This window comes from Mycobacterium sp. NGS34, from assembly GCF_059812845.1.
The window spans coordinates 1-24,116 of record NZ_JCALDM010000006.1; the positions used below are offsets into that span (position 1 = coordinate 1).

Below are 24,116 nucleotides of genomic sequence, written 5' to 3' on the forward strand. Positions count from 1 at the left end.
GGCCGTTTTGGCGCAACAACTCGACGCTGGACGGAGGAAGCTACTTGGGTTGGTTCGGGACGCCCGGGAACAGCTGGCCCGTCGGCCCCGCGGTCACCCAGCCGCCCAGCTTCGTCACGAGGTGCGGCGCGAAAACGGCCCCGTAGAGCAGGTTTCCGATGACGACGACGGCGGCGATCGACAGCGCCGACGATTGCAGGCGGGTCTTCGTTCTCTCGTCGGCCCACATCTCGATGACGTTGCGTCCCTGGGCGTCGGTCCGCCCGAGCAGGTAGGTGAAGACCATCATCTGGATGCCCATCGCGAGGGAGTCGTAGAGCGGGTACTGGTGAACGGTCCCTTCGCGGATCGCGAGCCCGGGGATCACGCGGCCGTAATAGAAGACGCCGAGCTTGGCCCCGAGGAACCCGTTGAACAGCAGCGCCCAGCAGAAGCCGACGACGAGGCCCACAATCAGCAGCGTTATCGGCCTGCGCCACTGAAACTGTGCGCTCAACCATCTCCCCAGCCCCGCGCCCACGATCGCGGGCAGCACGAAGTACGACATGTAACCGATGGGCACGGACGAGGGGAGGCCGCCCCAGGTCATGTTCAACGGCCACCACGACGGCATCCGCGGCAGGGCGGGCGGGAACTGCGCGTACATCGCCCAGTCGTACGGCGCCTCGATCCAGGAGAAGGAGATCGCCGAGACGCACAAGAGTAGGAGCGGGTGGGTGCGCCGCTGGCGGATGCTCAGGTAGACGCCGACGACGAAAAACGCGATGCCCGTGACATAGGCAAAGCCCATGGACGCCTTCAGCAAGGGCGTCAGCTCGGCGCTCATCGGTCGCCTGCTTGGTCGCGTGCGCGGCGCGCTTCGGGGTCGAAGCGCAGCACCAGGCCGAAGATCAGGACGATCAGGCCGAACAGCGTGCCGAGCATGATGACTGCACCCACGTCCGCGCCCCTCTCGATACGATTCGAAGCTAGAGATAGTGAATGCTATCTTAATGGGATGGCTCAGCGAACGGCAACGACCGCGGCGACGCGGCGGCCGCGCGGTGCGCCGCGCAAACTGCTGCTCGACGCCGCCCGGGATCTCTTCGCGCGTCAGGACTACCGCGGCACCACCACGCGCGAAATCGCCCAGGCCGCAGGCGTAACCGAACACCTGCTGTTCCGCCACTTCGGGTCGAAGGCCGCGCTGTTCCGCGAGGCCCTCGTCTCACCCTTCACCAGCTTCGTCGATGAATTCGGGCGCACGTGGCAGTCCGTGGTGCCCGAGGAGACCAAGGAGGAGGACCTGGCGGGCCATTTCGTGGGTCAGCTCTACGACGTGTTCGTCGAACACCAGGGGCTGCTCTTGACGCTGATGGCATCGGATGCCCTCAGCGACGAGGAGAAGGCCGACGCCGGCATCGACGACGTTCGGCGGGCCATCACGGTGCTTGGCCAGATCAGCGCCGAGGGCATGCACCTTCGGGGGTTGCGGTCGGATCACCCCGACCTGCCCGCGCATTCGACGGTGGCCATGATCGCCGGCATGGCCGCATTGCGGTCGACCTACTTCGGGAAGAAGCCGCCGTCGCGGGAGGTGATCGTCGAGGAGCTCGTCCAGGCGATCCTGCACGGCTTCCTGCACCGGAACGATTGAGGGGCAAGATGTTACGTTCAGCCGAGCTGTATTACGACCCATACGACGTCGCCATCGACGACGACCCGTACCCGGTGTGGAAGCGGATGCGCGACGAGGCGCCGCTGTATTACAACGAGAAGTACAACTTCTACGCGCTCAGCCGGTACGAGGACGTGGCACGCGAACTGCCGAACTGGGAGACCTATCGCTCCGGCCGGGGGACCACCGCCGACATCCTGTTCAACAACATCGAGGTGCCGCCGGGCATCTTGCTGTTCGAGGATCCGCCGCTGCACGACCTGCATCGCCGCCTGCTGTCCCGCGTGTTCACGCCGCGGCGCATGCTGGCCGTCGAATCCATGGTGCGCGGATTCTGCGTCCGCGAACTCGACCCGCTGATCGGTGCCGGCGGGTTCGACTTCATCGCGGACCTCGGGGCGATGATGCCGATGCGGACCATCGGCTACCTGTTGGGCATCCCCGAGGCGGACCAGGCGAACATCCGAGATCGCAACGGAGCCTTCATCGAAATGGCCGAGGGGCGCAAGCCCGGCGAGGTCAACCCGAACCTGTTCGCGGACACCATCGCGATGTTCGCCGAGTACATCGAGTGGCGCGCCGGGCATCCGTCCGATGACCTGATGACCGATCTGCTGCGGGCCGAGATCGAAGAAGCCGACGGGACCCGGCGCCCCCTGTCGCGTACCGAGGTGCTGTCCTACACCGCCATGATCGCCGGCGCCGGGAACGAAACCACGGCCCGGCTGATCGGCTTCATGGGGCAACTGCTGTCGGATCACCCGGATCAGCGGCGCGAGCTCGTCGCCGACCCGTCGCTGATCCCCGGTGCGGTCGAGGAGACCCTGCGCTATGAACCGCCGTCGCCGGTGCAGGCCCGTTACGTCGCGCGCGACGCCGAGCACTACGGCCAGGTCGTTCCCGAGGGGTCGTTCATGTTGCTGCTCAACGCTTCCGCCAACCGCGACGAACGCCGTTTCGCCGATCCGGACCGCTTCGACATCCACCGCCAGGGCGGGCACCTCAGCTTCGGCCAGGGCCTGCACTTCTGCCTCGGCTCGGCGCTGGCCCGAATGGAGGCCAGGGTTGCGCTGGAGGAGGTCCTCAAGCGCTGGCCCGATTGGGAGGTCGACTACGCCAACGCCGAACGGGCGCACACCGCCAGCGTGCGCGGGTGGGCGCGCCTGCCGGTCGTTACTGGGTAGCGCTCGCCCAAGCGTGCGGCCAGCCGCACGTTGGGGCTCGAGTGTGCGGCCAGCCGCACGCTCAGCAGGGAGAAAGCTAGCTTTCGTCGACCAGCACGGCGCCGCCGGGCTGGTTCCCGAGCGTCTGCAGCGGGATGTCCCCGCCCTGGGCCGTGAGGCGAACGATCTGGGCCAGCTCGCCGGGGGCGTCGCACTGCAGGTAGTGGTCGGCGCTGGGCACCACCCAGTAGCGGTTGCGGCCGGGCTTGCTCTTCAGATACGTCTGCCAGACGTAGTTGGGAACCCGTACGGGTGAGACGTTGTCGTGGATGCCCCACACCACGGTGGTGTTGACGGGGCTCTTGGAAAGCGCCTCCAGCCAACCGGTTTCACCCGCCGAGCGCTCGTTGAGGTATTGAATCGTGTCCGGCAGCACGCGGATCCCGTCGTTGTGGGCGAAGCACCTCGCCAGCGCGGCGATCTCCGGGTCTTCCAGCGTCCGCCGCGGGATGAAGGTGCTGACGCCCAGGCCCGCGGCGAGCATCTCCGGGGTGGTCGCCGCCGCGGTGTCTCGCCCGGTCGCGGGGTCGAGCAGGGCGGTCTGGAACACCGTGAGGTTCGACAGCGGGAGGTAGATGTTGGCGTTGGTCATGATGAGGTCGACGGGCACGGCGGGCGGGTCCTGGGCCGCCAGCATCTCCAGCGCGATCATGCCGACGCTGCTGCCGCGATCGTGCGTGAGCATCCGGAATTCGGTCAGCTTCCACACCTGGGTGATCGCGTAGACGAGCAGGCGCGCGTCGTCGAACAGCGAATAGACGTGCGGCGCCGGCGGCTTGTCGGACAGTCCGTAGCCGGGAAAGTCCAGCGTGAACATGTCGAACTCCGAAGCCAGTTCACCGGCCAGCCCGAAATAGTCGATGCTCGACGTCGGAAAGCCGTGCACCAGCACCAGCGCGGGCGCCCCGGGTGTGCCGCAACGGCGGCTGAACACCGTGATTTCCTGCCCGTCGTTGGCGGCCGTTGTCGACCGCCACCGCAGCTCGGTCCCGCCTTTTTGCCACTCCGCGAAGATGTCCAAGCTGCCAGCATCGCAGAGGTGATCGCGGTTGGACAACCAGGTTCAATAATTCCGAGGCGTCACAGGAAGTTTCGGATGTGACGTCGCTCAGGGACAGGTCACGTGGATGCCGAACGTCACCTGGTGCACGTCGCCTTGATTCGGCGAGACGCCCTGGCCGGTGCCGGTCACCGTGTAACTCTTGCCGTCCTTCGTTGCCTGCACCTGGGTCGCGGACTGCGGCGCCTGATAGGGCAGCTGATACTCACCGGAGCCGGCCTTGAGCGACAGCGAGAAGCCGTCGACGCTGGGCGGTTTTTCGTCCGACAGCGCCAGCGACACCGATGCCGAATCGTCGTGAACGGTGATGCGGGTGGTCAGGTCCCCGGACTCCGCCGGCGTGGCACTGGGTTGCGCCGCCGTGGCGGTGCATTCGACCTTGTTCATGATCGTGTGCTTGTTGCCGCCGATCATGACGGTCGTGCTCGGCGGCGCCGCGGTCGTCGTGGTGGCAGAGGATGGCTGGCCGCTCTTGCTCGAGCAGGCCGGCAGGGTGGCCGCCACGGCGATCGCGCCGAGCGTGGCGGCGAGAACGAGTCGCGAACTGGTCATCTCACGTCCTTTGCTAGAGCTCAGAAGACTATAGAGGCCGTTCGTTGCTGCGAGGTCTCATGCCTCTGGCGACCAGCCAAACGACGGATCCACGCAGTTCACGGGCCAGGCTTCCCAGCTGACCATCGTTCGTAACGGTCCCGCGAAGACGGGCCGGACCGCGCCCGATCGCCACCGCTCCTCGATCAGCGGCGCCAGGGCGTCGACGGTGGTGAGCGGGTCGGCGTCGAGGTAAACGACCGTGATGTATTGGTGGTCCGTCAGCCATCCCGCGGGCAGGTGACTCCACCCGGTGCTGGAACCGAAGGTCCACGCCCCGGCGGTGCCGGGCTTGGCGAGCAGCGCCGGATGGTGTTCGGCGTGCAGCCATTGCAGCCACGCGTCGGGCCGGCCGTCGGTGGGTTCCTCCACGATCAGCACGATTCCGCGGTGCGGCCGAAACGGCACCACCTCGGGGGAGACGAGCGCCTGCGGCGAGGCCTGCCACTGCAGCAGGCGCAGGCCGGCCACTTGCAGCGACGGCCGCGTGACCGGGAAGCGGCCGTTTTCCCGCAGCGAGCGCCCGAGCGCGACGAAGTCGTCGAAGGTCTGTTCGACGGGATCACCGATCAGGTAGTGCACCACGTTGCCGAGCTGCGCCAGCGGCCCTTCGGCCGCCAGGCGGTGCTCGGGGTAGGTGCCGTCGGCGATCCAGCGCAGCCCGTGGACGATGCCCGGCAGTTGGTATTGCTCGGGCATGTGATCCAGCAGGTGCCAACGCAGATAGCTGCCGTCATCATCGGGCGGCGCGGCGGCGGTGAGGCTGAAAAAGCCTGCCTTGACCCGGTTCACGTGCCCGGACCGATCACGTAACAGCGACCGGTGCTGCCGGTGAGCAATACCTCCTGAACCGCGGACTTGTCGATGGTCGCGAATTCGAAGCGATGCACCTGCTGGCCGGCGTCGATGTTGGCGTCCTGGGACTCGGTGGTGCCGTCCTTCTTGCGGACCAGGGCCGTGACCTTGTCCGGCTTCGAAAGGTTCTGCGGCTCATGGAAATACCACACCTCGATGCCGGCGCCCGAGCCCTGCCAGCCGTCCGAGTAGTAACACCCCGGGTTGCCCTCGGCGTCCGGCGGCGGTGGCGGGCAGATGGATAGCCCGACGCACGACGGCTCAGCGGTGGCCGTCGGCGGGGAAACGATCACGACACCCGCACAACTCAACACGAGGATGGCCAGCATTCGGATCGCCTTCGACATGAAAGTCCTTTCTGACTAAGCCCGTTGCAGTTCCGCGAGTGCGGCCAGATTGTCCAGGTATTGCTGCAGCGAGGTGTGTCTGAAGATGGCGCTGACGATGGTGGCGCCGTGGGCGGCGAGTTCGCCGAGCGCATCGCGGGTGCGTTCCGGCTCGTTGATCGGATCCAGCGCGCGCGGCGGGGGCAGCACGACCTCGAACCCGGGGGGAAGGTCGAAGCGGCCCAACCATTCCCGGACCTGGTCCAGGCTGATGTCGAAGGGGGCCCAGCCGTCGGCGAGGGTCGCGGCGCGGCGCAACGAGCGCAGCGTGCGCCCACCGATCCAGATGGGCACGCGGTCCTGGACGGCGCAGGGGTCGACGACCATCCCGCCGAACGAATAGAACTCGCCGTGGTAGGCGGGCTCGGGGTCCGACAGCGAGGCGCGCAGCGCGCGCAGCGCGTCGTCACCGCGCACCCCGCGGTTGTCGAAGGGGACATCGAGGAGCTCGAACTCCTCCCTCAGGCTGCCCACCCCGACCCCGAGGATGAGCCTGCCGTTGCTGACCTTGTCCAGGGTGCCGTAGCGCTTGGCGATCTCGAGTGGATGGTGGTAGCCGAGCACCAGCACGTGGGTGGCCAACCGGATCCGCCGCGTCCGCGCCGCGAGATACCCAAAGGTGGCCAGCGGATCCCAGTAGCGGGCGCCGCGGCGGTCGCGTTCGGCGGCGGGCAGCGCGACGTGCTCGCTGCAGGTCAGGTGGTGATAGCCGAGTCGGTCCGCGGCTTCGGCGATCTGGGTGAGGTCCTCGATGGAGGCGTCCCTGGTCCACTCGCTGCTACCCGGCAGCATGGTCACGATGGGTGTCGCGACCGATAATTTGACTGCGGCGGCGCTCATCCCTGCATGTACCCCCCGGCGTCGACGGGGATGGATTGCCCGGTGATGGTTCGGCTTTCGTCGCCGGCCAGGAACAGCGCCAGGTTGGCGACGTCCTCGGGTGAGGAAATATCTTGCAGCGCGACGCCTTTGAGCGACCTGGCCCGTTGGGTTTCGAAGTCGATGCCCTGCTCGTCGGCGGTGCGCTGCACCCACTTGCGAAACAGGTCGGTGTCGATGGCGCCGGGCACGATGCAGTTGCACCGGATGCCGTACGGACCGACCTCTAGCGCAACGGCTTTGGTGAACGCCCGCAGCGACGCCTTGGCGGCGACGTAGTGGGTCTTGCGGACCATCCCGGCGTAACTGGCCGTCGAGGAGAAGTTCAGGATGACCCCGCGGCGGCGCTGCAGCATCGACCGGTTGAGCACCTCGCGGGTGCACAGCATGGCCGCGGTGACGTCGATGGCGATGGTGGAGTTCCAGTTGTCCAGCGTCTGTTCCCAGATCCAGCGGTCCTGGCCGGGCGCAGCCGCGTTGTTGCACAGGATGTCCACCTGGCCGAACTCGTCGACGGCCCGCGCCACCATGGCCGCGACGTCGTCCTCGTTGGTGACGTCGGCGCGCATCGCGATCGCGCCCGGGCCGGCAGCGTCGGCGGCCTCGCGGACCAGCTCCTCGCGCCGCGCGGCCAGCAGCACGCGGGCGCCCTCCGCGACGAACAGCGAGCCCATCACCGGTCCCAGGCCGCTGCTGGCTCCGGTGATGATCGCGACCTTGCCGTCCAGCCGCCCGGTCATTGCGGCGACGCCGTCGGACAACGGGTTTCGAGCCAGGCGTGAATCCGCTCGGCCACCTCGGCCCAGCCTGGCTCCAGCATCATGTCGTGCGCCATCCCGGGAATGAACTCCGCCTCGGTGCGATACGCGCTCGCGGTCGCCCGCACTTCCCGCGGGGAGAAAAGGATGTCGTTCTCGGCTCCCAGGACCAACATCGGGGTGTTGACGAGGGCGGGTTTCGGCAAATCGAGCAACAGCATGCCGAGCACATGCCCGCCCACGTACTCCTCGTCGAGGCCGGCCGCGTAGCGCGCCACGTCGGTGTCGGGGGCCGAGTCGGAAAAGAAGCTTTCCCGGGCCAATTCGGGTGTGCGGCCCATGCTTCCCCTCGATTTTGTGATGGCCAGGTGCCGCGCGGTGAGCCACGGGTGCAGCCGGAACCTGCGCAGCAGGAATTTGGCGATCCCACTCGGCGGTACGGAGGCGAGCAGGACGGCGGCCGGCGCGTCGTGCGACTCCAGATACTTCTGCACCACGAACCCGCCCATGGAGTGCCCGATCACGACGGGTCGTTCGGGCAGGCCGTCGGCGACCGTGGCGACGTCGTCGACGAAGTCCGCCATCGAACAGAACTGCATGCGTTTGGGCGCGGGGCTCTTTCCGTGGCCGCGCAGGCTCACCGCGACCGACCGATAGCCCTTCGCCGCGAAGAAGTCCAGGAAATGCTCGTCCCAGCACCAGGCGCCGTGCCAGGCGCCGTGGACGAATAACAAGGGCGTTTTGTGCGGGCCGGCGCTGGGTCCCTTGTCGATCACTTCGAGCACGCCGTTGAGACTAGCGGCAATAACGACACGAAATCGCTAAACAAAAAGAACGATAACGAATATTCAGTCGCGTCCCCGATGCGCGAAAATCAAGCCATCACATTAGCCACGTCGATAAGGCAGCGAGTCTCGGCATTCATGACCGACAAAAGACCAGGGGGATCGTGCTCAAGCCTTTTCGCGTCGCCGCCATGGTGGCGCTCGCCATGTCGGTGGGCGCCGGCGGGGCCGCCGCCGAGCCCGCGGGCGCGCCGGACGTGACGACGGATGCCTGCGAACAGCGCATCCTGGTGCTGTCCGCCTTCCCGGCCGAAGCCGATGCCGTGCTGTCCCTGACCGCGCTCGACAGCCACCCGGTGGTGCGGGCCGACCGTAGGCGCTTTTACCTGGGCACGATCGGCGGCAAGAAGGTCATCGTGGCGATGACGGGCATCGGTCTGGTGAACGCGGCCGAGACGGCGCAGACCGCGTTCGAGCGGTTCACCTGCGCGACGTCGGTTTCCGTTGGCGCCGTGGTGTTCTCGGGTGTCGCCGGGAGCGGCGCGCGCGTCAACATCGGGGACGTGGCAGTGCCTGCGCGGTGGAGCCTGGACCAGGGCGCGACTTTTCACCCGGTCGACCCCGGCATGCTGGCCGCGGCGCAGGCGCTGAGCGTCGACCTGGAAAGCGTTAATTACCTTGGGAATCCGATCTGCCTGTGCAAGAACGCGCCCCGCGTGAAGCTGATCGACCTGAAGCGCCGGCCGCGGCTGCTGGTCGGCGGTGACGGGTCCAGCTCCGACAACAACAACGGCCGGGCGTTTCCGTGCGTGCCGAACGGCGGCGACGTCTTCGGATGCCAGCCCTGCAGCGCACCGGATCGCTCGCTCTTCTACACCGGCAACTTCTTTCAGGCGGCGGGGCCTTGGCTGCGAAACTCCTTGATCAGCAACCTCAACATTGCGTCGACGGCGAACCCGGCCTTCGATGCGACGGACAACGAGACGGCGGCGGTGCAGGCGGTCGCCGACGCGCATGGGACCCCGTTCCTGGGGATCCGCGGGGTCTCGGACGGAGCGGGCGACCCGTTGCGCCTGCCGGGCTTCCCGTTCGAGTTCTTCTTCTACAAGCAGATCGCGGCGGAAAACGCGGCCCGGGTGACCGCGTCGTTCCTGCAGAGCTGGGCCGGCGTCTGAGTCATTCGGGCCCGCAGCCGACGGGGCGGCTGGGATCCGAACACCATTCCGACCAGGACCCCGGATACAGCGCCGCTTCCCGGCCGGCCGCGGCGAGCGCGGCGATCGTGATGGCCGCGGTGACGCCCGAGCCGCAATAGACGCCCACCGGGGCGTCGCGATCGATGCCGTGGTCGGAGAGCAGTTGGGCGAGCGCGTAGTCGCCGACGAAGGTCCCGTCGCCCGCCAGGACCGCGCCGCTGGGAAGGTTTTTCGCGCCGGGGATGTGCCCGGCGACGGGGTCGAGGGGTTCAATGTCGCCCCGGAAGCGTTCCGGCGCACGGGCGTCGAGCAGCGTCATACCCTCGCCGGTTTGGGCGGCCGTCAACGTGGGTCGCGCGCCGGCGTACAGATCATCGTGCGGCACAGTCACGTTCCCGGGCGGCGGGCTGACCGTGCCGGTCTCGAGGTTGCGCCCGGACGCGCGCCACGCGGACAGGCCGCCGTCGAGGATGCGCACGTTTTCGAGCCCGGCGGCCGTCAGCACCCACCACGCCCGCGCGGAGCCGGCGCGGTTCCAGTCGTCGTAGACGACGACCGAATCGTTTTGGTGGATGCCCCATCGGCGTGCGGCCGCCTCCAGGCTGCGTCCCGACGGTAGCGGGTGGCGTCCGCGGCCGGCGACGCCGTGATCGCTCAGCTCGTCCTCGAGCGACACGTACACCGCGCCCGGCAGGTGGCCCGCCAGGTAGGCCGGACTGCCGTCGGGTTCGTCGAGGCGCCACCGCACGTCGAGTAGCACCGGCGGGTCGCCGGCCTCGATGTGGGCGGCCAGCTCGGTCGCCGTGATCAGTACCCGGTCGCGCGCCTCCACCCCCGCGAGCCTAGTCCCGCCGCCGGGAAGTAAACGCGGTGGGAACTGACGGTGAACTCTTGCCGGCCCGGGCGGGGTGAGCTGCGCGTTCAGAATTAAACTCGACCAGAACTAAAACTGAACGGCGGATTGAAGTTTGGGTTTCGGCGGGCGGTCCCGCGCGAGGACTATTGACCGCGGAACCGCTCGCACGCGAGGATCATTTAGATTGGTCGTCGAGCCCTTACGGCTGCGAAAGTGATGGGGAAATGAAGAAGAAGATTTCTGCGATCGCCTTTGGCGCATTCCTGGCGTTCACGTGGGTGCCCGCGGCCGTCGCGCACGCCGACCAGACGGACCAGGACTTCGCGGAATACCTGGCGGGGCACGGCATCAACTTGGGTTCGCCGGCGCAGGTCGTGAACATGGCGCGCACCATGTGCTCCGACCTCGAGGCGGGCTACACCCAGAAGGACGAGATCGACCAGCTGACGGGCACGCACAAGCTGACCCAGGCGCAGGCCGAGACGTTCATCGGCGCGGCCACCGCGGACTACTGCCCGGGCAAGCACGCTCCCAGCAAGCCCAGCGGCGGATAGTCCTCAACGCGCCCGAGCTGCGGTTATTAGCAGCTAGGCGCTTTCTTTGGCTTCGCCGGTACCCAACGACGCCAGCATGCCGGCCGCGGCCCGCTCCCAGGTGAAGTTCTCGGCGCGGCGCCGCGCGGAGCTGCGGCGGTGGTATTCGGGTCGCCCGACGATCGAGCCGACCGCCCAGGCCATGGCGAAGGGGTCGTTGTCGGCCAGGGCGCCGCTGTCGGGGGTGATGATCTCGGTCAGCGCCGACGTGCGCGACACGACGGCCGGTGTCCCGCACGCCAGCGATTCCAGCGCGGCCAGCCCGAACGTCTCATGTGGGCCGGGCGCCAGCGTCACGTCGGCCGTGGCCAGCAGCTCCGCGACGGTGCGCCGGTCGTTGACGAAGCCGGTGAAGTCGATCGGCAGCCGCGCGGCCTGCCTTTCCAGCCTGGCCCGCATCGGTCCCTCGCCGACGACGACGAGCCGGGCGTCGACGCCGGCGTGGCACAGCGCGCCCAGGGCGTCGATGCTGCGGTCGACCCGTTTCTCCACAGACAGCCGGCCGCAGTGCACCAGCAGGATCTGCTGGGGGGTGGCCCAGCGCCGCCGCACCAGGTACGAGTGCCGGCGCGGGTGAAACGTCTGCAAGTCCACGCCCAGTGGCACGGTCACGGTGTTGGTCGCGCCGATCCGGTCGAACTCTTCGCGCGCGAATGCGGTGGTGCACACCACGGTGTCGTAGTTGGCGGCCGTGCGCCGATTGGCGAAGTCCGCGAACCTTTCCGCGCTGCGCCGCGGAAGTACCTGTCCCACAAGGCGATCCAGGCGCTCATGCGAGATCATCACGGTCTTGGCGCCGTAGTCGCGGCCCCACGGCCCCAGCGACCGCAGGGTGAGCCGGTCGGACACCTCGAGCGCGTCGGGTTTCAGCGCCGCCAGGAGCGCCTTGACGGGCCCTGGCATCACCGCGCGGTAGCCGCCGGTGAAGGGAATCAGCCGGGCGGGCATGGTGATTCGCACCACGCCCGTGGGCAGCTCCGTGCGTTCGGGGCTTCGGCCGGGCACGATCAGGAACACCTCGTGCCCGGTGGCGCAGTATTCGGCGCCCAGCCGGTCCACCGCGGTGCGCAGGCCGCCCGAGCGAGGGCCGTAGAAGTTGGCGACCTGTACAACGCGCATAACGTGAGGACACGCGGCGCGCATGTGCAGTCACCGATGGGGAACCGACGCGTGCCTGAACAGTCCGTGAAGAAATCGCCTCACGGTGCGTGACGGCGGGCGAGGATCGCGGCCGTCTCCCGGTCGGCGGGCAGAAACGCCTCCAGGCGCAGCTCCGACACGGTGACATCCAGCGCGGTGACGAACGTCGAGATCGTCGCCACCAGCCGCACGTCGCCGTCGGGGGAGCGCAGGTGCAGCGGCACCGCGAAGCCGAGCGATTCGATCGGTCGCCCGCCCGGCGCCGGCTTGCCGTAGCCCTCGAGTTCCTCGATCAGCGCGTCGATTCGTGGGTGGGGACCGCGGTCGCGCAGGCCGTGCAGGATGTGGCGCCGCCAGTCGTCGACGTTCACGATTCGCGCCGCCATGCCCTCGGGATGCAGCGCGACGCGCAGCACGTTGACCGGCGCCTCCAGCAGCCACCCCGCGACCCCGTCGGTCAGCAGCCCGAAGGCGCCGTTAGCGGCGACCAGTTCGCCAAAGCCGTCCATGACCATCGCCGGATAGGGCAGGTGCCCGTCGAGGACGTGCTGCAGCGCCTCCCGCACGGGTTGCAGCAGCGGCGCGTCCGGCGCCGACTCCGGATGCGCCGGCGCGAAGCCCGCCGCCGAGAGCAGCGAGTTGCGTTGCCGCAGCGACAGCTGCAGCGAGTCGGCCAGCCGGCTGACGATGTCGCGCCCCGGCGCGGATCGGCCCTGCTCTAAGAAGCTCAGGTGCCGTTGGGTGGTGCCTGCGTCGTTGGCCAGGTCGATCTGGCTCAGCCGTCGCCGGTTGCGCCATTCGCGTAACGCCGTGCCGAAGTCGCCCTGTATTGCCGTGGACATGAGAACAGTCAACCCATTCGCGGCGCTGGGCGCTATTCCCTGGCGGGAATTGCCCAGCGTCAGCTCCGGCGACACGATCACCGTATGAATCAGCCACTTCGCTTCGGTGTGATGCCGCCTCTGGCCGCCGAACCCTGGGCCGGTGCTGACCTGCGCCGGCTCCTCGACTTCGCCCGCGCCGTCGAGGATCTGGGGTTCGACTCGCTGTGGGCGAACGACTCGTTGGTGCGCCCGCGCATCGAAGCGCTGACGTTTCTCTCGGCGGCGGCCGCAGTGACCGATCGGATCACGCTGGGCACCGCCGCCCTGCAGCCGGTGCTGCGGCGACCGGTGCAGACGGCGCAGGTCCTCGCCTCCATCGACCGGCTGTCGGGCGGCCGGTTGGCGGTGGCCGTCGGCGCCGGCTTCCCCGGCCTGTCCGAGGTGGAGTACGCCGCCTCCGAGGTTCCCTGGCGCCGACGCTTCGCGCGCCTCGACGACACCGTCGCGCTGTGGCGTCAACTGTGGAACACCAAGGAGCCCAGTTCGTTTCACGGGGCCGTGTTGCATCTCGACAATGTCCCGGCCGGCATCACGCCGTTCTCCGCGTCCGACCCGCCGGTGTGGCTGGCCGCCGACACGCCGGGCGCGCGGGCCCGCGCCGGCCGCCTCTACGACGGGTGGCTGCCGTATCCTCCGACGCCGCAGGGCTATTCGTCCGGCCTGGCCGAGGTGCGGGCCGCGGCCGAGGGTGCGGGTCGCTCCGCCGACGTCGTGACGCCGGCGCTGTTCGTCACCGTGCTGATCACCGATGACGCCGACGGTGGCCGGGCTACTCTGGATCATTTCTGTTCCCAGACCTACGGTTTTGGCATCGACGCCGTCGAGCAGATCCAGACTTTCGCGGCGGGGACGCCCGACGCCGTCGCCGCCCGGCTGGCGAGCTATATCGATGCCGGCGCGCGGCATCTGGTCTGCCGGATAGCCGTCCTCGGCCCTGGCGGGTTCGTCGAGCAGTTGCGCCAGCTGCGGACCGTGGCGGAGTCGTTGCGATGACCACGATCGAGCGGCCGGGGCCCGATCGAGCCGCGACCTTTGCGGGCCTTGTCGACGAATACCGATGCTTCGCCGAACTCATTGGCGCCCTGGGTGCATCGGAGTGGGCGCGTGAAACCCGCTGCGTCGGCTGGGAGGTGCGCGACGTCGCCGGCCACGTGGTGGGCCAGGTGGTCGACACGGTCAGCGGCGCGATCGGCACCCGCACGCCCGACGATCAGGCGGCGGCGCTGCGTGTCGAATCCCCGGCCGCGCTGGCGGCGCGGCTGCGTGCCGCGGCGGATTCGGTTGCGAGCCTTGCCGCGGCGTTCGACGACGCGGCCTGGTCGGCGCCCAGCCCGGTGGCGGGGCTCACGCTCGGCCAGGGCGTGCACGCGCTGCTGAACGACGCGTACGTGCACGGCGACGACATCCGTTATGCGCTCGGTCTGCCGCACGACGACGGGCCGGGCCTGCGCGCCGGCCTCGACTTCGTGCTCGGCGCCCTGCTGCGCGATGACGCCGCCGCCGCGGAACCGGCGATTGCCCGGGTGTTAGGTGCCTCGGCCGAGCGGTTCGCCGAGGAGACCGGCATGGCGGCGCACGACTTTCTGCTCGCCGCCACCGGGAGGTGCGATCCCGCTCGCCTGCGGCTACCCGGCAGCGTCAACATCTTTCGCTGAGGGCCCGAACCACCTTTCGAGCGCGGCGCGCAGGCTTGCTTGCTCGTCTGACCCGAAATCGTCCGCCGCCCACGCAACGTATCCATCGGGGCGGAGCAGCAGCGCCGCGGCGGGCCGATCGGAGGCGGTCGCCTCGATGACGTCGACCCGATCCCGCCAACCGCGCGCCGCGCCGCCGACGCCGCCGTCGAGGTCGATTAGGACCGGGCGGGCGTCGTGCAGCAGCTCGGCCACGCGCCGGCCGTCGTCGAGGGTGAGTTCGGGCACGGGCCAGCCAGAGAGCGGGTGGCCGTCGCCCACGTCGTAGCGGACGTCGTTGCCGGCCAGCAGTTTCGCCATGTGCCGGGCGGCGTCGGGGATGGCGAACAGTTCGCCCAAAAGCGTTCGCAGCGCGGCGACTTCGGGCCCTGGCGCCATGAGGGCGGTCTGGGCCATTGACTGCATCATCACGCGCTCGCCCACCGGGTGGCGCTCGGACTCGTAGGTATCGAGCAGTGCGGGGGGAGCCCACCCGTTGAGCTGCGCGGCGAGCTTCCAGCCGAGGTTGAGGGCGTCCTGCAGCCCGAGGTTCAGGCCCGGCCCGCCCATGGCGCTGTGCACATGGGCGGCGTCGCCGAGCAGCAGGACCCGCCCGTCGCGGTAGTGCTCCGCCAGGCGCGTGTTCTGCCCGTTGATCCGGCGCAGGGCATGTGGCCCAGGGCCTTTGGGTTCGCCGAATGGGACGTCAACACCGAGGACCCGGCGCGCGCTTTCGCGGAGCTCGGCCAGGCTCATCGGTTCGTCCTCGACCGGCGGCGAGAATTCGATGGTGCCGAACAGCGAGCGGCCCGGTTCGAACTCGGCGTAGATCACCCCGCCGGTGTCCAGCCGTGTGTGGCCGAACCGGAGCATGCCGAAGCCCGGGATGTCGATGCTGCCGTCGGCGCGGCGCAGCTCGTCGGGGATCTGCACGTGCGCGAGCCGGCCGACGGTCTCCGACGTGTGGCCGGGAAAGTCGATGCCCACGGTCTTGCGCACCAGGCTCCGTCCACCGTCGGCACCGACCAGATACCGCGATGCGATGCGGTACTCGCGCTCGGGTGAACTCACCCCCGCCTCAACGGATTCGGGCTCCTGGCGCAGACCGGTGAGCTCGTGCCCCCAGCGCAGGTCCACCCCAAGGTCGCGCGCCCGCTTCTCCAGCATCCGCACCAGTCGGGGCTGTTGCATGGGCAGCGCATACATCGGGTTGTCTGGCATGCCGAGGAAGTTCAAAGTCATGGCCGCGAAGATCCAGCCGTAGGCGGGTTGCGGGGGGTTCTCGTCGCCGGTGAACTCCCGATACAGCGCACGCATGTCGAGCATCCGAACCACCTGCCCGACAAGGCCGTTGGCCTTCGGCTCGGCGCTGGGCCCGGGCAAGCCGTCCAGCACGACGGGCCGGACGCCGGCCAGCGCCAGCTCGCAGGCCAGCATCAGGCCGTTGGGGCCGGCGCCCGCGATGACGATGTCGGCGTTCTCGTCAGCCACGGCGGGCCTCCTTGCGCTTGGCGGGCTCGGGCAATCCCGCGGCGACGGCAGCCAGGCCGTCGCGGATCAACTTCGTGATGGCGACGGGCGGGTCCGCCCGCACGTAGGCCTCGGCCGCTGCGTCGCCGACGGCGCGCACGACGGCCACCACCAGCCGGGGGTACAGGTCGCGTTCGGGGTCGGTGCCGGTGCGTTCGGCCACGGCGGCGAGCCACTCGTCAAAGAGGTCCTGCGGCAACGCATTACGTACCTGCGGGTTCATCAGCAGCTTGCGGACCTCGACGAGACCGCTGCGGTTCGGCGCTTGACTTTCGGCGCCGTAGAAATCGTCGAAGTCCTCTTCCAGCGGTGTGAGCACCGCGTGGGTGAGCGCCGTCCACAGCGGTTCGTCGGCGGGGCGCTGGCGAAGCGTCTCGATGCCGCGGCGCATCCGTTCGGTCTGCCGGTAGGCCAGCGCCTCGTACTTGCCGCTGAAGTAGTTGTTGAACGTGCGCAGCGATACCCCGGCCAGGCCGGCGATCTCGTCGCGCGTGACGTTTTCCAGCCCGCGTTCGAACGCCAGGTTCAACGCGGCGTCGCTGAGCGCGCGCCGGGTGTCGGCCTTTTTGCGCTCGCGCAGCCCGGGGGACGGGGCGGTCATGGGGACCAACGTACGGGAAAATTGCCCAGTGGGCAAGATTGCCTGGCGGGCAATTTCTAACGCCTTCCCCAGGCTCTCGCCCGCGGACTCAACGCCGCAGCCCTAAAGCCAGAATCTGATTGTGCCGTCACGCAATTCGGATGTCATCACCCGCTCCCGGGATAGTGAGGCGGCTCGGCTCGCGAGACCGCTTCGGAGTTCGTAGCCTGAGATGTCGCGGCCGGATGCCATGATCGGCATCAGTCGGATTCGCGTTGGAAGGGGACGACGCCATGGAGGTGCAATTCATCGCGAGCGTTGCAGTGATCACCCCTGAGCCGGCCGACAGCCGCAAGTTGTACGTGGACGCGCTTGGCCTGCCGCTGACCGCGGAAGGAGACGGCTACCTCCACAGCGAAGACATCGGCGGTTGCAAGTCCTTCGGCGTTTGGCCCCTGACCCAGGCTGCGCAAGCGTGTTTTGGCACGCCCGACTGGCCAGTTGAGCGACCGGTGCCGCAGGCCAGCGTCGAGTTCGAGGTCGCGGCGGCCGACACCGTCCAGGTCGCAGCGGACGAGTTGAAGCAGAAGGGCTTCACGCTGCTGCACGACGCACGCACCGAGCCGTGGGGACAAACCGTCGCTCGACTGCAGTCCATCGAGGGCACGATCATCGGCATCTCTTATGTGCCAATGATGCATTCGTAAACGAGAAAGCGCTTCCGCAGGTCGTAGCCTTTGTCGTCAGCGCTTGCCCCATTCCCAGGGCGGGGTCGTCAGCAGGCCCTGGCCGACGATGCGGGTCTCGCCCCACTCCTTGTAGAGCTCGATTTCGACGGTGTCGTCGCCGGTGGCCTCGAGCAGCGCGCGCGAATGGGTGACCACCACAACCTGCGTCTGCGCGGCGGCCGCGCGGATCAGCGAGCCGAGCGGTCGCACCAGGTCCGGGTGCAGGGAGGTCTCGGGTTCGTTCAGCACCATCAGCGAGGGCGCCTGCGGGCTGAGCAGCGCGGCGGCCCAGAGCAGGAATCGCAATGTGCCGTCGGACAATTCGGCCGCCCGCAGCGGGCGCAGCATGCCGCGCTGCCGAAGCTGGAGGTCGAACACCCCGTCGTGGGCGGCGACCGAGACGGTGGCGCCGTCGAATGCGTCGGCGACGGTGCGGGCCAGGTCGTCGAATCCCGCCTCGATGATGGTCTGGATCGCGGCGGCCAGGTCGTGGCCGTCGTCGGACAGCACCGGGGTGCGGGTGCCGACCTGTGGCTGCCGCGCGGGCGCTCCCGCGTCGACGCGGAAGCCGTCGTAGAAGCGCCAGCCGCGCAGCCGCTCGCGCACGGCCGCGAGTTCGGGCAGCGCGTGCGGGTTGGCGTACTCGGCCAGCACGCTGCGATACGACGGCAGCGAGCGGCTGAGCTCGTCGAACCCGCGGCCCGCGCTGACCTCCGCGAGATTCCGGGTGCGGCGCACCAGGGTGGTCGCGGCCCTCGGCACAGGCCCGGCGAACACCGCTTCGCGCTTGATCTCGGGATCACGGCCGAAGGCCGACTGAATTCCCGCCATCTGCGGGATGCCGAGGTCCACGAGGTAGCCGAAATCGTCTGCCGCGAAGCCCATTTCGAGCGAAATTGGCCGGGTGCGCACCGTGCCCTGCGCCTTGCCGGTGCGGCGGGCGCCCCCGAGTTGCTCGGGACCGGCCCACAGCACCGATTGCAGCCCGCCCTCACGGGCGAGCGAGCCGATCACCTCGCCGCGGCCGCAATCGGCCAGCAGCCGCAGCGCGCGGTACAGCGACGACTTCCCGGCGCCGTTGGCCCCGGTGACGATGGACAACCGCCCCAGCGGCACGATCACCTCGCGGAGCGACCGGTATCCGCGGATGGCGACGGTCTGCAACACGAGGCGCCTCTACTCGTCGTCGGCGGCGTCGAGAAGTTGGACTTCCTCGAGGTCCATCTCGTTCTGCAACTCGCGCAGCACGATGTCGTCGATGAGGTTCTGGTTGCGCATGCCGGTGATTTCGCGCCGCTTGTGTTCGAGCACGCCCAGGCGCACCTGCCGCACCTTTTCCTTCTTATTGATGAGATGACTGTCGGCCGAATCACCCTCGGTGGCCAGCGTGAGCGCGGCCTTCTCTTCGTATTCCTTCTCCAGCCGTCGCCGCAGCTCATCGCTGATGCCGACCTCGTCGGCGACCGTCGGCAGCGCGGCGAGGGCGGCTTGACTGCCCCGGCATCGGGCCAGTTCCAATTCCTGGACGTACGTGAGGTCGTCGGGCATCTTGGCCCAGCGAACCACCGCGGGCAGTGTGCTGCCCTGGACTAGGACGGTGACCAGGATTACGAAGGTCACGATAAAGATGAGCAGGCTGCGGTCCGGGAAGGGTTTGCCGTTCAGTGTGGTGGCCGGGACGGCCAGCGCCGCGGCGAGCGACACGGCCCCGCGGAAGCCCGCCCAGGCGATCACGAAACGCTGGCGCCAGGGGGCGCGGCGCTGGCGCTGGGCCTCGCGGCGGTCGATGAGGCGAATCAGGCCGGTGGTGATTTCACCCCACACGATGCGGGAGGCGATCACCACACCGGTGACGGCCAGGGCGATGTAGGCGGCGTGGCGAAGGCCCCCGTCGACATGGGAGATGCCGTGCAGCGCGCCCGGAATCTGCACGCCGACGAACACCCACAGCGAGCCGTTGAGCAGGAACGTCGCGATGTCCCAGAACCCGAACGCCGCCAGGCGGGAACGGGCCCGGATCACCACCGGCCCGGCGTAGGCGAGGACCAGGGCCGACACCATGACCGCGACCACGCCGCTGCAGTCGAACGCCTGGGCCAGCAGGAACGCCGCGAACGGCGTCAGCAGGCTCATGGCCCCTTCCTCCTGCGGCGCGTCGATTCGCTTGCGCGCCAGCACCACCAGCCCACCGACCAACAGCCCGGCGACGATGCCGCCGAGGTAGGAAAGGACGAATCGGCTGCTCACTTCGAGCGGGGTGATGGCGGACCCGCCGACCGCCACGGTGACGCTGCCGGCGAACAGCACCAGCGCGGTGCCGTCGTTGATGAGGCTCTCGGCCTTCAGGACAGTCAGCTGCCGGCGCGGCAGCTTTTTCGCCAGGCCGGCCACAGCGGCGGCGTCGGTGGGGGACAGCACGGCGCCCAGGACGCCGGCCGCGTGGGGGTCCATGCCCAGCGATCGCGCCGTCCACGACACCGCCGCCGCGGTGGCGATCACCAGGGCGATGCTGAGCAAGACGATGACACGCGCGTTGGCGCGGATCTCGCGGAAGCTGGTGTTCATGCCCTCCCAGTAGAGGATCGCGGGCAGGAACAGCAGCAGCACGACCTCGCCGTCGACGTGCACGTGGCCGAAGCTGGGGATGAGGCCCAGCAGCGCGCCGAGCGAGATGAGCAGCACGGGGGGACCCACGCGGTAGCGCCGGCCGATGACCGTCCCCACGATGACGGTGGAGACGAGCGCGACGATCAGGACGAGGCCAAACACCTGCCCAATCCTGCCGGACGGGTACGACTTGCGCCGGTTGGGGTTTGGGTCACACCCGTCCCACGGCCACCTTCAGCGGAAGGCGAACGTGGCCGGGCCCACCTAACAATCGCAGCAGCAGTCGTCGCAGCAGCAGTCGCAGCCTTCGCAGCAGCACCAGCAGCCCGAGTCGCCGCCGCCCTTCTTGCGTTTCCCGGGGTTAGGGGTTTCGCCCTCGTCCGTCGGCTCGAAGGAACCGGGCTGGTTGCCGAAGTTGATGGGTTCCTGCTGGCCGCGCGGCGTCCCGCTCTGCGCGGTGTAGCCGGCGTGGCTGAAGGTGCGCTTGATGGCGCGGCGCACCTCGCCGGTCAGCAGCCGATGGGGCAGGCGCCCGTCGGTGAATTCGACGTCGGCCAGCGCGAGCTCGATCCCCAGGGCCGCGTCGTCGCACAGGGCGCGGGCCGCTTCGATGGGGGTTGCGCTGGCGGCCAACGGGTTCCACTTGCCGTGCGCGACGTCGTCGCGGTAGTCCTCGACGGCGTCGAGCAGGTGCGCCACCCGGCCGAACAGCTGCCCGATCTCGCGCAGCGGGGCGGCGTTGCCGGGGCGCCCGGCCAGCACGGCGGTGTGCGCGAAGGCTTCGGCGACGGCGGTCTCGGTGGGCTCGGTCACCGCCAGCAGCGGGCTGCCCGGGCCGGCGGACGCTTCGAGCGCGGTCTGGCGGTCGATCGCCGCGACGAGCACGCCGGTGTCGAAGCCCAGGGTGTGCCCGGCGTCGGCGCCCTGGCGCACCCAGCGTTCGGCGATGCGCCGCGCCGCCGGGCGAACCCCGGCCGCGCCGACCATGCCGTCGCGGTCGTCGACGTGGTCGCGCACCTTCGCGGCGGCCAGGGCCAGCGAGACCACCGCGGCCAGCCGCACGCAATCACCGGTGGCGACGTCGGCGCGCTTCATGCCGCGCAGCGGGCATCGGCCGGCCTTGCGGCGCGTCGGCTCGGCGGCCGACTGCGCCTCGACCAGCAAGGAGACCACCAGCCCGTCGTAGTTGGTGGCGATCCGCGCGACCTGGCCGTAGTCGTCGCGCAGCGCCAGACACAATCCACACAACTGGGCTCGCCAGGCGTCCGCGAGCTCGCCGCCAAGTCGGTGACGGCAGGGCCGGATGATGCCAAACATGCACAGAAGCTACCCGAGGTTCAGCAAACGCGCGCCGCAAAACGCCGTGCCACGGGTTCCACCGCCGCGTGGCAGTCTGGCAGGGTGACCGACGTCGCGCAGGACTTCGAGTCCCAGCGGCCCCGCCTGTTCTGGCTGGCGTACCGGCTGCTGGGGTCGGCGAGCGAGGCGGAAGACGCGGTGCAGGACGCGTACCTGCGACTGCACGCCGCCGACGCGGAGGCAATCGAATCGCTGCCGGCCTGGCTCACCACGGTGACCACGAACCTGTGCCTCAACCGGCTCACGTCGGCGCGTGCCCGCCGCGAGGTCTATCCGGGCCCGTGGCTGCCCGAGCCGGTGCTTACCGACGAGCGGGCGCTCGGCCCGCTCGAGACCGCCGAACAGCGCGAGTCGGTGTCGATCGCGCTGCTGAGCCTGATGGAGCGGCTCGGCCCGACCGAGCGCGCGGCGTTCGTCCTGCGAGAAGCGTTCGGCTACAGCCATTTCGAGATCGCCGAGATCCTGCAGACGTCGGAGGCCAACGCCCGCCAGCTCTACCGGCGGGCGAAGGAGCGGCTGGGCGAGCCCCGGCGGCGGTTCCACCCGGACCGGGGGCAGTGGCGTCGCCTCGTCGACCGCTTCTTCACCGCCGCCCGCGCCGGCGACGTCGACGGGCTCGTCGAGATCCTGACCGACGACGTGACGTCGACGGCCGACGGCGGCGGCAAGGTCGGGGCGGCCCGGCGCGTCATTTCGGGCCGCGACCGGATGGCCTACTACGTGGCGCGCGTGTTCAGCAAGAACATGGGGCCGACGTCGATGCGCCTCGAGGTCGCCGAGGTCAACGGCGAGCCGGCGATGCTGGCGTTCGACGGCGACGGCCTGGCCGGTGTCCTGTGCTTCGAGATCGCGGGGGAGCGGATAGCGGCCCTGCGGGTGATGGCCAATCCCGACAAATTGCGATTCCTCGCCGAGCAGTTGTCACATCCGGCGGGCCTGCCCGGTTCATAGGGGCATGGCGAATCGAATTCTGGTAACCGGCGGGACCGGGACCGTGGGGCGCGTCGTCGTCGACCGTCTGACGGCGGCGGGCAAGGAGGTCCGCGTGGTGAGCCGCGGCCGACGGCGGCACCAGCGGTCCGACGTCGAGCATGTCGTCGGGGATGTGCAATCCGGCGCGGGGCTGGACGCGGCGGTGGACGGCGTCGACGCGATCGTGCATTGCGTCTATCCCGCCGAGGAGCTGGTGGCGGCGGCGAAGCGGGCGGGCACGCCGCATCTGGTTTACGTCTCGATCGTCGGAATCGACCGCATTCCCTTTGCCCTCTATCGCACGATGCTGGCCAACGAGCGCACCATCGCCGAGTCGGGCGTGCCGTGGACGGTGCTGCGGGCCACCCAGTTTCACGACCTGATCGCGTTCCTGTTGCGCATGCTGTCGAAACCGCCGGTGCTGGCGCTGCCGTCGGGCCTGAGGTTCCAACCCGTCGACGTGCGCGACGTGGGTGCCCGGTTGGCGGACCTGGCGCTCGGCGAGCCGATCGGGCGGGCGCCGGATTTCGGCGGCCCGCAGCCGCGCACGCTCGACGACCTCGCCCGCGGCTACCTGACGATCGCCGGCAAGCGCCGGCCCATCGCCCCGATTCGGTTGCCCGGCAAGGTGTTCGGCGGGATCCGCGATGGCGGGCTGCTGGCTCCGGAGCACGCCGACGGCACGATCACCTTCGAGAAGTACCTGCGTGAACACATCGCCGCCGGCGACCTGCCGTACCGCGACGCCATCCGCGCGTACTTGCCGCGCGGGCTAACGTTCGTCTAATAACGTTCGCTCGGCGGCGGGTCATAATGGGGGGCGATGACCGTCGTGAAGATCAGGCTTTTGGTGACCGTCGCGATACTCGTTTCATCGACGTTGATGGGCTGCCATTTCGCGTCCCGCAACCCTCCGACCAGCCACACCCTCGAGGTCGCGATGGGCGACGTGCTGAAGCAGAACGCCATCACGCAGGACGTCACGCTGGGGGTCGGCAACACGCTGACCGTGCGGTTGGGCTCGAACTACACCACCCCGTACCGGTGGGCGATCAACACCAAGATCGGCGATCCGACGATCGTGAAGCAAACCAGTCACGCGTACGTGCAACCGACGTCCGACGCGCTGGGGGCGGCGGGCACGGAGGTGTGGACGTTCACGGCGCTGAAGCCCGGGAAGACCACGATCACCACCGCGTACTCGAGCATCGTCGGCAAGGACTCCAAAACGGCGTGCACTTACACGGCCAATGTGACGGTGCAGTAAACGTCGCTGGCAAACAAGTGCGCGTCCCGCTACGGTCTTGACTGTGTTTGGCTTTCTTCGCAATTGGTCCGAGATCGGCAAGCTGCCCGCGCCACTGCGCGAAGAACTCGACGCCGAGGGCGTCATCTTCACCGCCGGCAAGGTCGGGGTAAGCCGGCACTTCAGCGGCCACGTGCCGGGCGTCTTTTCGGCCACCGGCGTGGCCCGCTACACGGGCGGCTTCGGCTTCAGCAACGCGCGGGTGGTCGCCACGTTCCCGGTTCGCGCGGACCCCAACCTGCGTTCCATCGATTGCTCATGGGACAGCGACAAGGGACCGGCGCGGGCGACCATCACCGAGAAAGGGCTGCGGATCGAAATCGACTTGCACGGAGTCGATCCCGCCTTTTCCGGCTCGATGAAGCTGAACTATCGGAAAAAGATCCCCGCCGATGTGCTGGAAAAGCTGCCCACCACGTCGCTGCGTTTTCGGGTCGACCCGATATTCGTGTACCGCGCCGCCGGGGTGCGTCCCAAGCCTTAGCCGGCCCGCCACCC

General features: G+C 69.0%; 27 protein-coding genes. 11 read left to right on the forward strand and 16 right to left on the reverse strand.

Going from position 1 to position 24,116, the window contains the following annotated elements; all coding sequences use genetic code 11:
- Nucleotides 1-40: 40 nt before the first annotated feature.
- Nucleotides 41-826 carry a spirocyclase AveC family protein gene (locus AC5Y7V_RS16115; protein ID WP_499881043.1) on the reverse strand — a complete coding sequence of 262 codons (786 nt, stop codon included), beginning with the start codon at nt 824-826 and terminating at the stop codon, nt 41-43.
- Nucleotides 827-997: 171 nt separating this feature from the next.
- Between AC5Y7V_RS16115 and AC5Y7V_RS16120 the strand changes: the two genes are divergently transcribed.
- Nucleotides 998-1,636: a TetR/AcrR family transcriptional regulator gene (locus AC5Y7V_RS16120; RefSeq protein ID WP_499881044.1), complete on the forward strand. Its 639-nt coding sequence runs from the start codon at nt 998-1,000 to the stop codon at nt 1,634-1,636.
- 8 nt (nt 1,637-1,644) lie between these two features.
- Entirely contained in the window at nt 1,645-2,841 is a 1,197-nt protein-coding gene (locus AC5Y7V_RS16125) for a cytochrome P450 (protein ID WP_499881045.1), read from the forward strand.
- A 76-nt stretch (nt 2,842-2,917) separates the two neighbouring features.
- On the opposite strand, the gene AC5Y7V_RS16130 is transcribed toward AC5Y7V_RS16125, so the two are convergent.
- The 7 genes from AC5Y7V_RS16130 to AC5Y7V_RS16160 form a co-directional block, all read right to left on the reverse strand.
- Complete coding sequence (locus AC5Y7V_RS16130) at nt 2,918-3,901, reverse strand: alpha/beta fold hydrolase (RefSeq protein ID WP_499881046.1); 984 nt, start codon at nt 3,899-3,901, stop codon at nt 2,918-2,920.
- 87 nt (nt 3,902-3,988) lie between these two features.
- On the reverse strand, nt 3,989-4,492 hold the full coding sequence (locus AC5Y7V_RS16135; RefSeq protein WP_499881047.1) for a lipoprotein LpqH: 504 nt from the start codon (nt 4,490-4,492) through the stop codon (nt 3,989-3,991).
- A gap of 57 nt (nt 4,493-4,549) precedes the next feature.
- A complete protein-coding gene (locus AC5Y7V_RS16140) occupies nt 4,550-5,323 on the reverse strand; it encodes a hypothetical protein (RefSeq protein ID WP_499881048.1) in 774 nt (257 codons plus the stop codon).
- Nucleotides 5,320-5,733: a hypothetical protein gene (locus tag AC5Y7V_RS16145; RefSeq protein ID WP_499881049.1), complete on the reverse strand. Its 414-nt coding sequence runs from the start codon at nt 5,731-5,733 to the stop codon at nt 5,320-5,322. Before AC5Y7V_RS16145 ends, AC5Y7V_RS16140 begins: the two co-directional genes overlap by 4 nt.
- 15 nt (nt 5,734-5,748) lie before the next feature.
- Nucleotides 5,749-6,612, reverse strand: coding sequence for an LLM class F420-dependent oxidoreductase (locus AC5Y7V_RS16150; RefSeq protein ID WP_499881050.1), 864 nt, complete (start codon nt 6,610-6,612; stop codon nt 5,749-5,751).
- Nucleotides 6,609-7,391: an SDR family NAD(P)-dependent oxidoreductase gene (locus tag AC5Y7V_RS16155; protein WP_499881051.1), complete on the reverse strand. Its 783-nt coding sequence runs from the start codon at nt 7,389-7,391 to the stop codon at nt 6,609-6,611. The genes AC5Y7V_RS16150 and AC5Y7V_RS16155 overlap by 4 nt, the downstream gene beginning before the upstream one ends.
- Entirely contained in the window at nt 7,388-8,194 is an 807-nt protein-coding gene (locus AC5Y7V_RS16160; protein ID WP_499881052.1) for an alpha/beta hydrolase, read from the reverse strand. Before AC5Y7V_RS16160 ends, AC5Y7V_RS16155 begins: the two co-directional genes overlap by 4 nt.
- Nucleotides 8,195-8,358: 164 nt before the next feature.
- Between AC5Y7V_RS16160 and AC5Y7V_RS16165 the strand changes: the two genes are divergently transcribed.
- Nucleotides 8,359-9,369 carry a 5'-methylthioadenosine/S-adenosylhomocysteine nucleosidase gene (locus AC5Y7V_RS16165; RefSeq protein ID WP_499881053.1) on the forward strand — a complete coding sequence of 337 codons (1,011 nt, stop codon included), beginning with the start codon at nt 8,359-8,361 and terminating at the stop codon, nt 9,367-9,369.
- Between the two features lies 1 nt (nt 9,370).
- Here AC5Y7V_RS16165 and AC5Y7V_RS16170 read toward each other — a convergent pair whose 3' ends face one another.
- Nucleotides 9,371-10,222 (reverse strand): sulfurtransferase, encoded by an 852-nt coding sequence (locus AC5Y7V_RS16170; protein WP_499881054.1) that lies wholly within the window; start codon nt 10,220-10,222, stop codon nt 9,371-9,373.
- 248 nt (nt 10,223-10,470) lie between these two features.
- Here AC5Y7V_RS16170 and AC5Y7V_RS16175 point away from each other — a divergent pair, with 248 nt between their 5' ends.
- On the forward strand, nt 10,471-10,800 hold the full coding sequence (locus AC5Y7V_RS16175) for a DUF732 domain-containing protein (protein WP_499881055.1): 330 nt from the start codon (nt 10,471-10,473) through the stop codon (nt 10,798-10,800).
- A 33-nt stretch (nt 10,801-10,833) separates the two neighbouring features.
- Here the strand turns inward: AC5Y7V_RS16175 and AC5Y7V_RS16180 are convergent, their stop codons facing one another.
- Both AC5Y7V_RS16180 and AC5Y7V_RS16185 read right to left on the reverse strand, forming a co-directional pair.
- On the reverse strand, nt 10,834-11,958 hold the full coding sequence (locus AC5Y7V_RS16180; RefSeq protein WP_499881056.1) for a glycosyltransferase: 1,125 nt from the start codon (nt 11,956-11,958) through the stop codon (nt 10,834-10,836).
- Between the two features lie 80 nt (nt 11,959-12,038).
- Nucleotides 12,039-12,821: a helix-turn-helix domain-containing protein gene (locus AC5Y7V_RS16185; protein ID WP_499881057.1), complete on the reverse strand. Its 783-nt coding sequence runs from the start codon at nt 12,819-12,821 to the stop codon at nt 12,039-12,041.
- 84 nt (nt 12,822-12,905) lie between these two features.
- Here AC5Y7V_RS16185 and AC5Y7V_RS16190 point away from each other — a divergent pair, with 84 nt between their 5' ends.
- Complete coding sequence (locus AC5Y7V_RS16190; protein ID WP_499881058.1) at nt 12,906-13,856, forward strand: LLM class flavin-dependent oxidoreductase; 951 nt, start codon at nt 12,906-12,908, stop codon at nt 13,854-13,856.
- Nucleotides 13,853-14,518 (forward strand): maleylpyruvate isomerase family mycothiol-dependent enzyme, encoded by a 666-nt coding sequence (locus tag AC5Y7V_RS16195; protein ID WP_499881059.1) that lies wholly within the window; start codon nt 13,853-13,855, stop codon nt 14,516-14,518. The genes AC5Y7V_RS16190 and AC5Y7V_RS16195 overlap by 4 nt, the downstream gene beginning before the upstream one ends.
- On the opposite strand, the gene AC5Y7V_RS16200 is transcribed toward AC5Y7V_RS16195, so the two are convergent.
- Nucleotides 14,489-16,027, reverse strand: a complete 1,539-nt coding sequence (locus AC5Y7V_RS16200) for an FAD-dependent monooxygenase (RefSeq protein WP_499881060.1) — start codon at nt 16,025-16,027, stop codon at nt 14,489-14,491. The two genes, AC5Y7V_RS16195 and AC5Y7V_RS16200, sit on opposite strands and share 30 nt — an antisense overlap.
- Nucleotides 16,020-16,667, reverse strand: a complete 648-nt coding sequence (locus AC5Y7V_RS16205) for a TetR/AcrR family transcriptional regulator (RefSeq protein ID WP_499881061.1) — start codon at nt 16,665-16,667, stop codon at nt 16,020-16,022. Before AC5Y7V_RS16205 ends, AC5Y7V_RS16200 begins: the two co-directional genes overlap by 8 nt.
- 272 nt (nt 16,668-16,939) lie before the next feature.
- Between AC5Y7V_RS16205 and AC5Y7V_RS16210 the strand changes: the two genes are divergently transcribed.
- Nucleotides 16,940-17,353 carry a VOC family protein gene (locus AC5Y7V_RS16210; protein ID WP_499881062.1) on the forward strand — a complete coding sequence of 138 codons (414 nt, stop codon included), beginning with the start codon at nt 16,940-16,942 and terminating at the stop codon, nt 17,351-17,353.
- Nucleotides 17,354-17,389: 36 nt separating this feature from the next.
- On the opposite strand, the gene AC5Y7V_RS16215 is transcribed toward AC5Y7V_RS16210, so the two are convergent.
- The 3 genes from AC5Y7V_RS16215 to AC5Y7V_RS16225 form a co-directional block, all read right to left on the reverse strand.
- Nucleotides 17,390-18,541 carry an AAA family ATPase gene (locus AC5Y7V_RS16215; protein ID WP_499881063.1) on the reverse strand — a complete coding sequence of 384 codons (1,152 nt, stop codon included), beginning with the start codon at nt 18,539-18,541 and terminating at the stop codon, nt 17,390-17,392.
- A 9-nt stretch (nt 18,542-18,550) separates the two neighbouring features.
- On the reverse strand, nt 18,551-20,143 hold the full coding sequence (locus AC5Y7V_RS16220) for a Na+/H+ antiporter (protein WP_499881064.1): 1,593 nt from the start codon (nt 20,141-20,143) through the stop codon (nt 18,551-18,553).
- A gap of 102 nt (nt 20,144-20,245) precedes the next feature.
- Nucleotides 20,246-21,298: a DUF5685 family protein gene (locus AC5Y7V_RS16225; RefSeq protein ID WP_499881065.1), complete on the reverse strand. Its 1,053-nt coding sequence runs from the start codon at nt 21,296-21,298 to the stop codon at nt 20,246-20,248.
- Nucleotides 21,299-21,382: 84 nt separating this feature from the next.
- Here AC5Y7V_RS16225 and AC5Y7V_RS16230 point away from each other — a divergent pair, with 84 nt between their 5' ends.
- The 4 genes from AC5Y7V_RS16230 to AC5Y7V_RS16245 are packed head-to-tail and all read left to right on the forward strand — an operon-like array spanning nt 21,383 to nt 24,102.
- A complete protein-coding gene (locus tag AC5Y7V_RS16230) occupies nt 21,383-22,291 on the forward strand; it encodes an RNA polymerase sigma-70 factor (RefSeq protein ID WP_499881066.1) in 909 nt (302 codons plus the stop codon).
- 4 nt (nt 22,292-22,295) lie between these two features.
- A complete protein-coding gene (locus AC5Y7V_RS16235; RefSeq protein ID WP_499881067.1) occupies nt 22,296-23,099 on the forward strand; it encodes an SDR family oxidoreductase in 804 nt (267 codons plus the stop codon).
- Nucleotides 23,100-23,144: 45 nt separating this feature from the next.
- On the forward strand, nt 23,145-23,579 hold the full coding sequence (locus AC5Y7V_RS16240) for a protease inhibitor I42 family protein (RefSeq protein ID WP_499881386.1): 435 nt from the start codon (nt 23,145-23,147) through the stop codon (nt 23,577-23,579).
- Between the two features lie 43 nt (nt 23,580-23,622).
- On the forward strand, nt 23,623-24,102 hold the full coding sequence (locus tag AC5Y7V_RS16245; RefSeq protein ID WP_499881068.1) for a hypothetical protein: 480 nt from the start codon (nt 23,623-23,625) through the stop codon (nt 24,100-24,102).
- Nucleotides 24,103-24,116 lie beyond the last annotated feature (14 nt).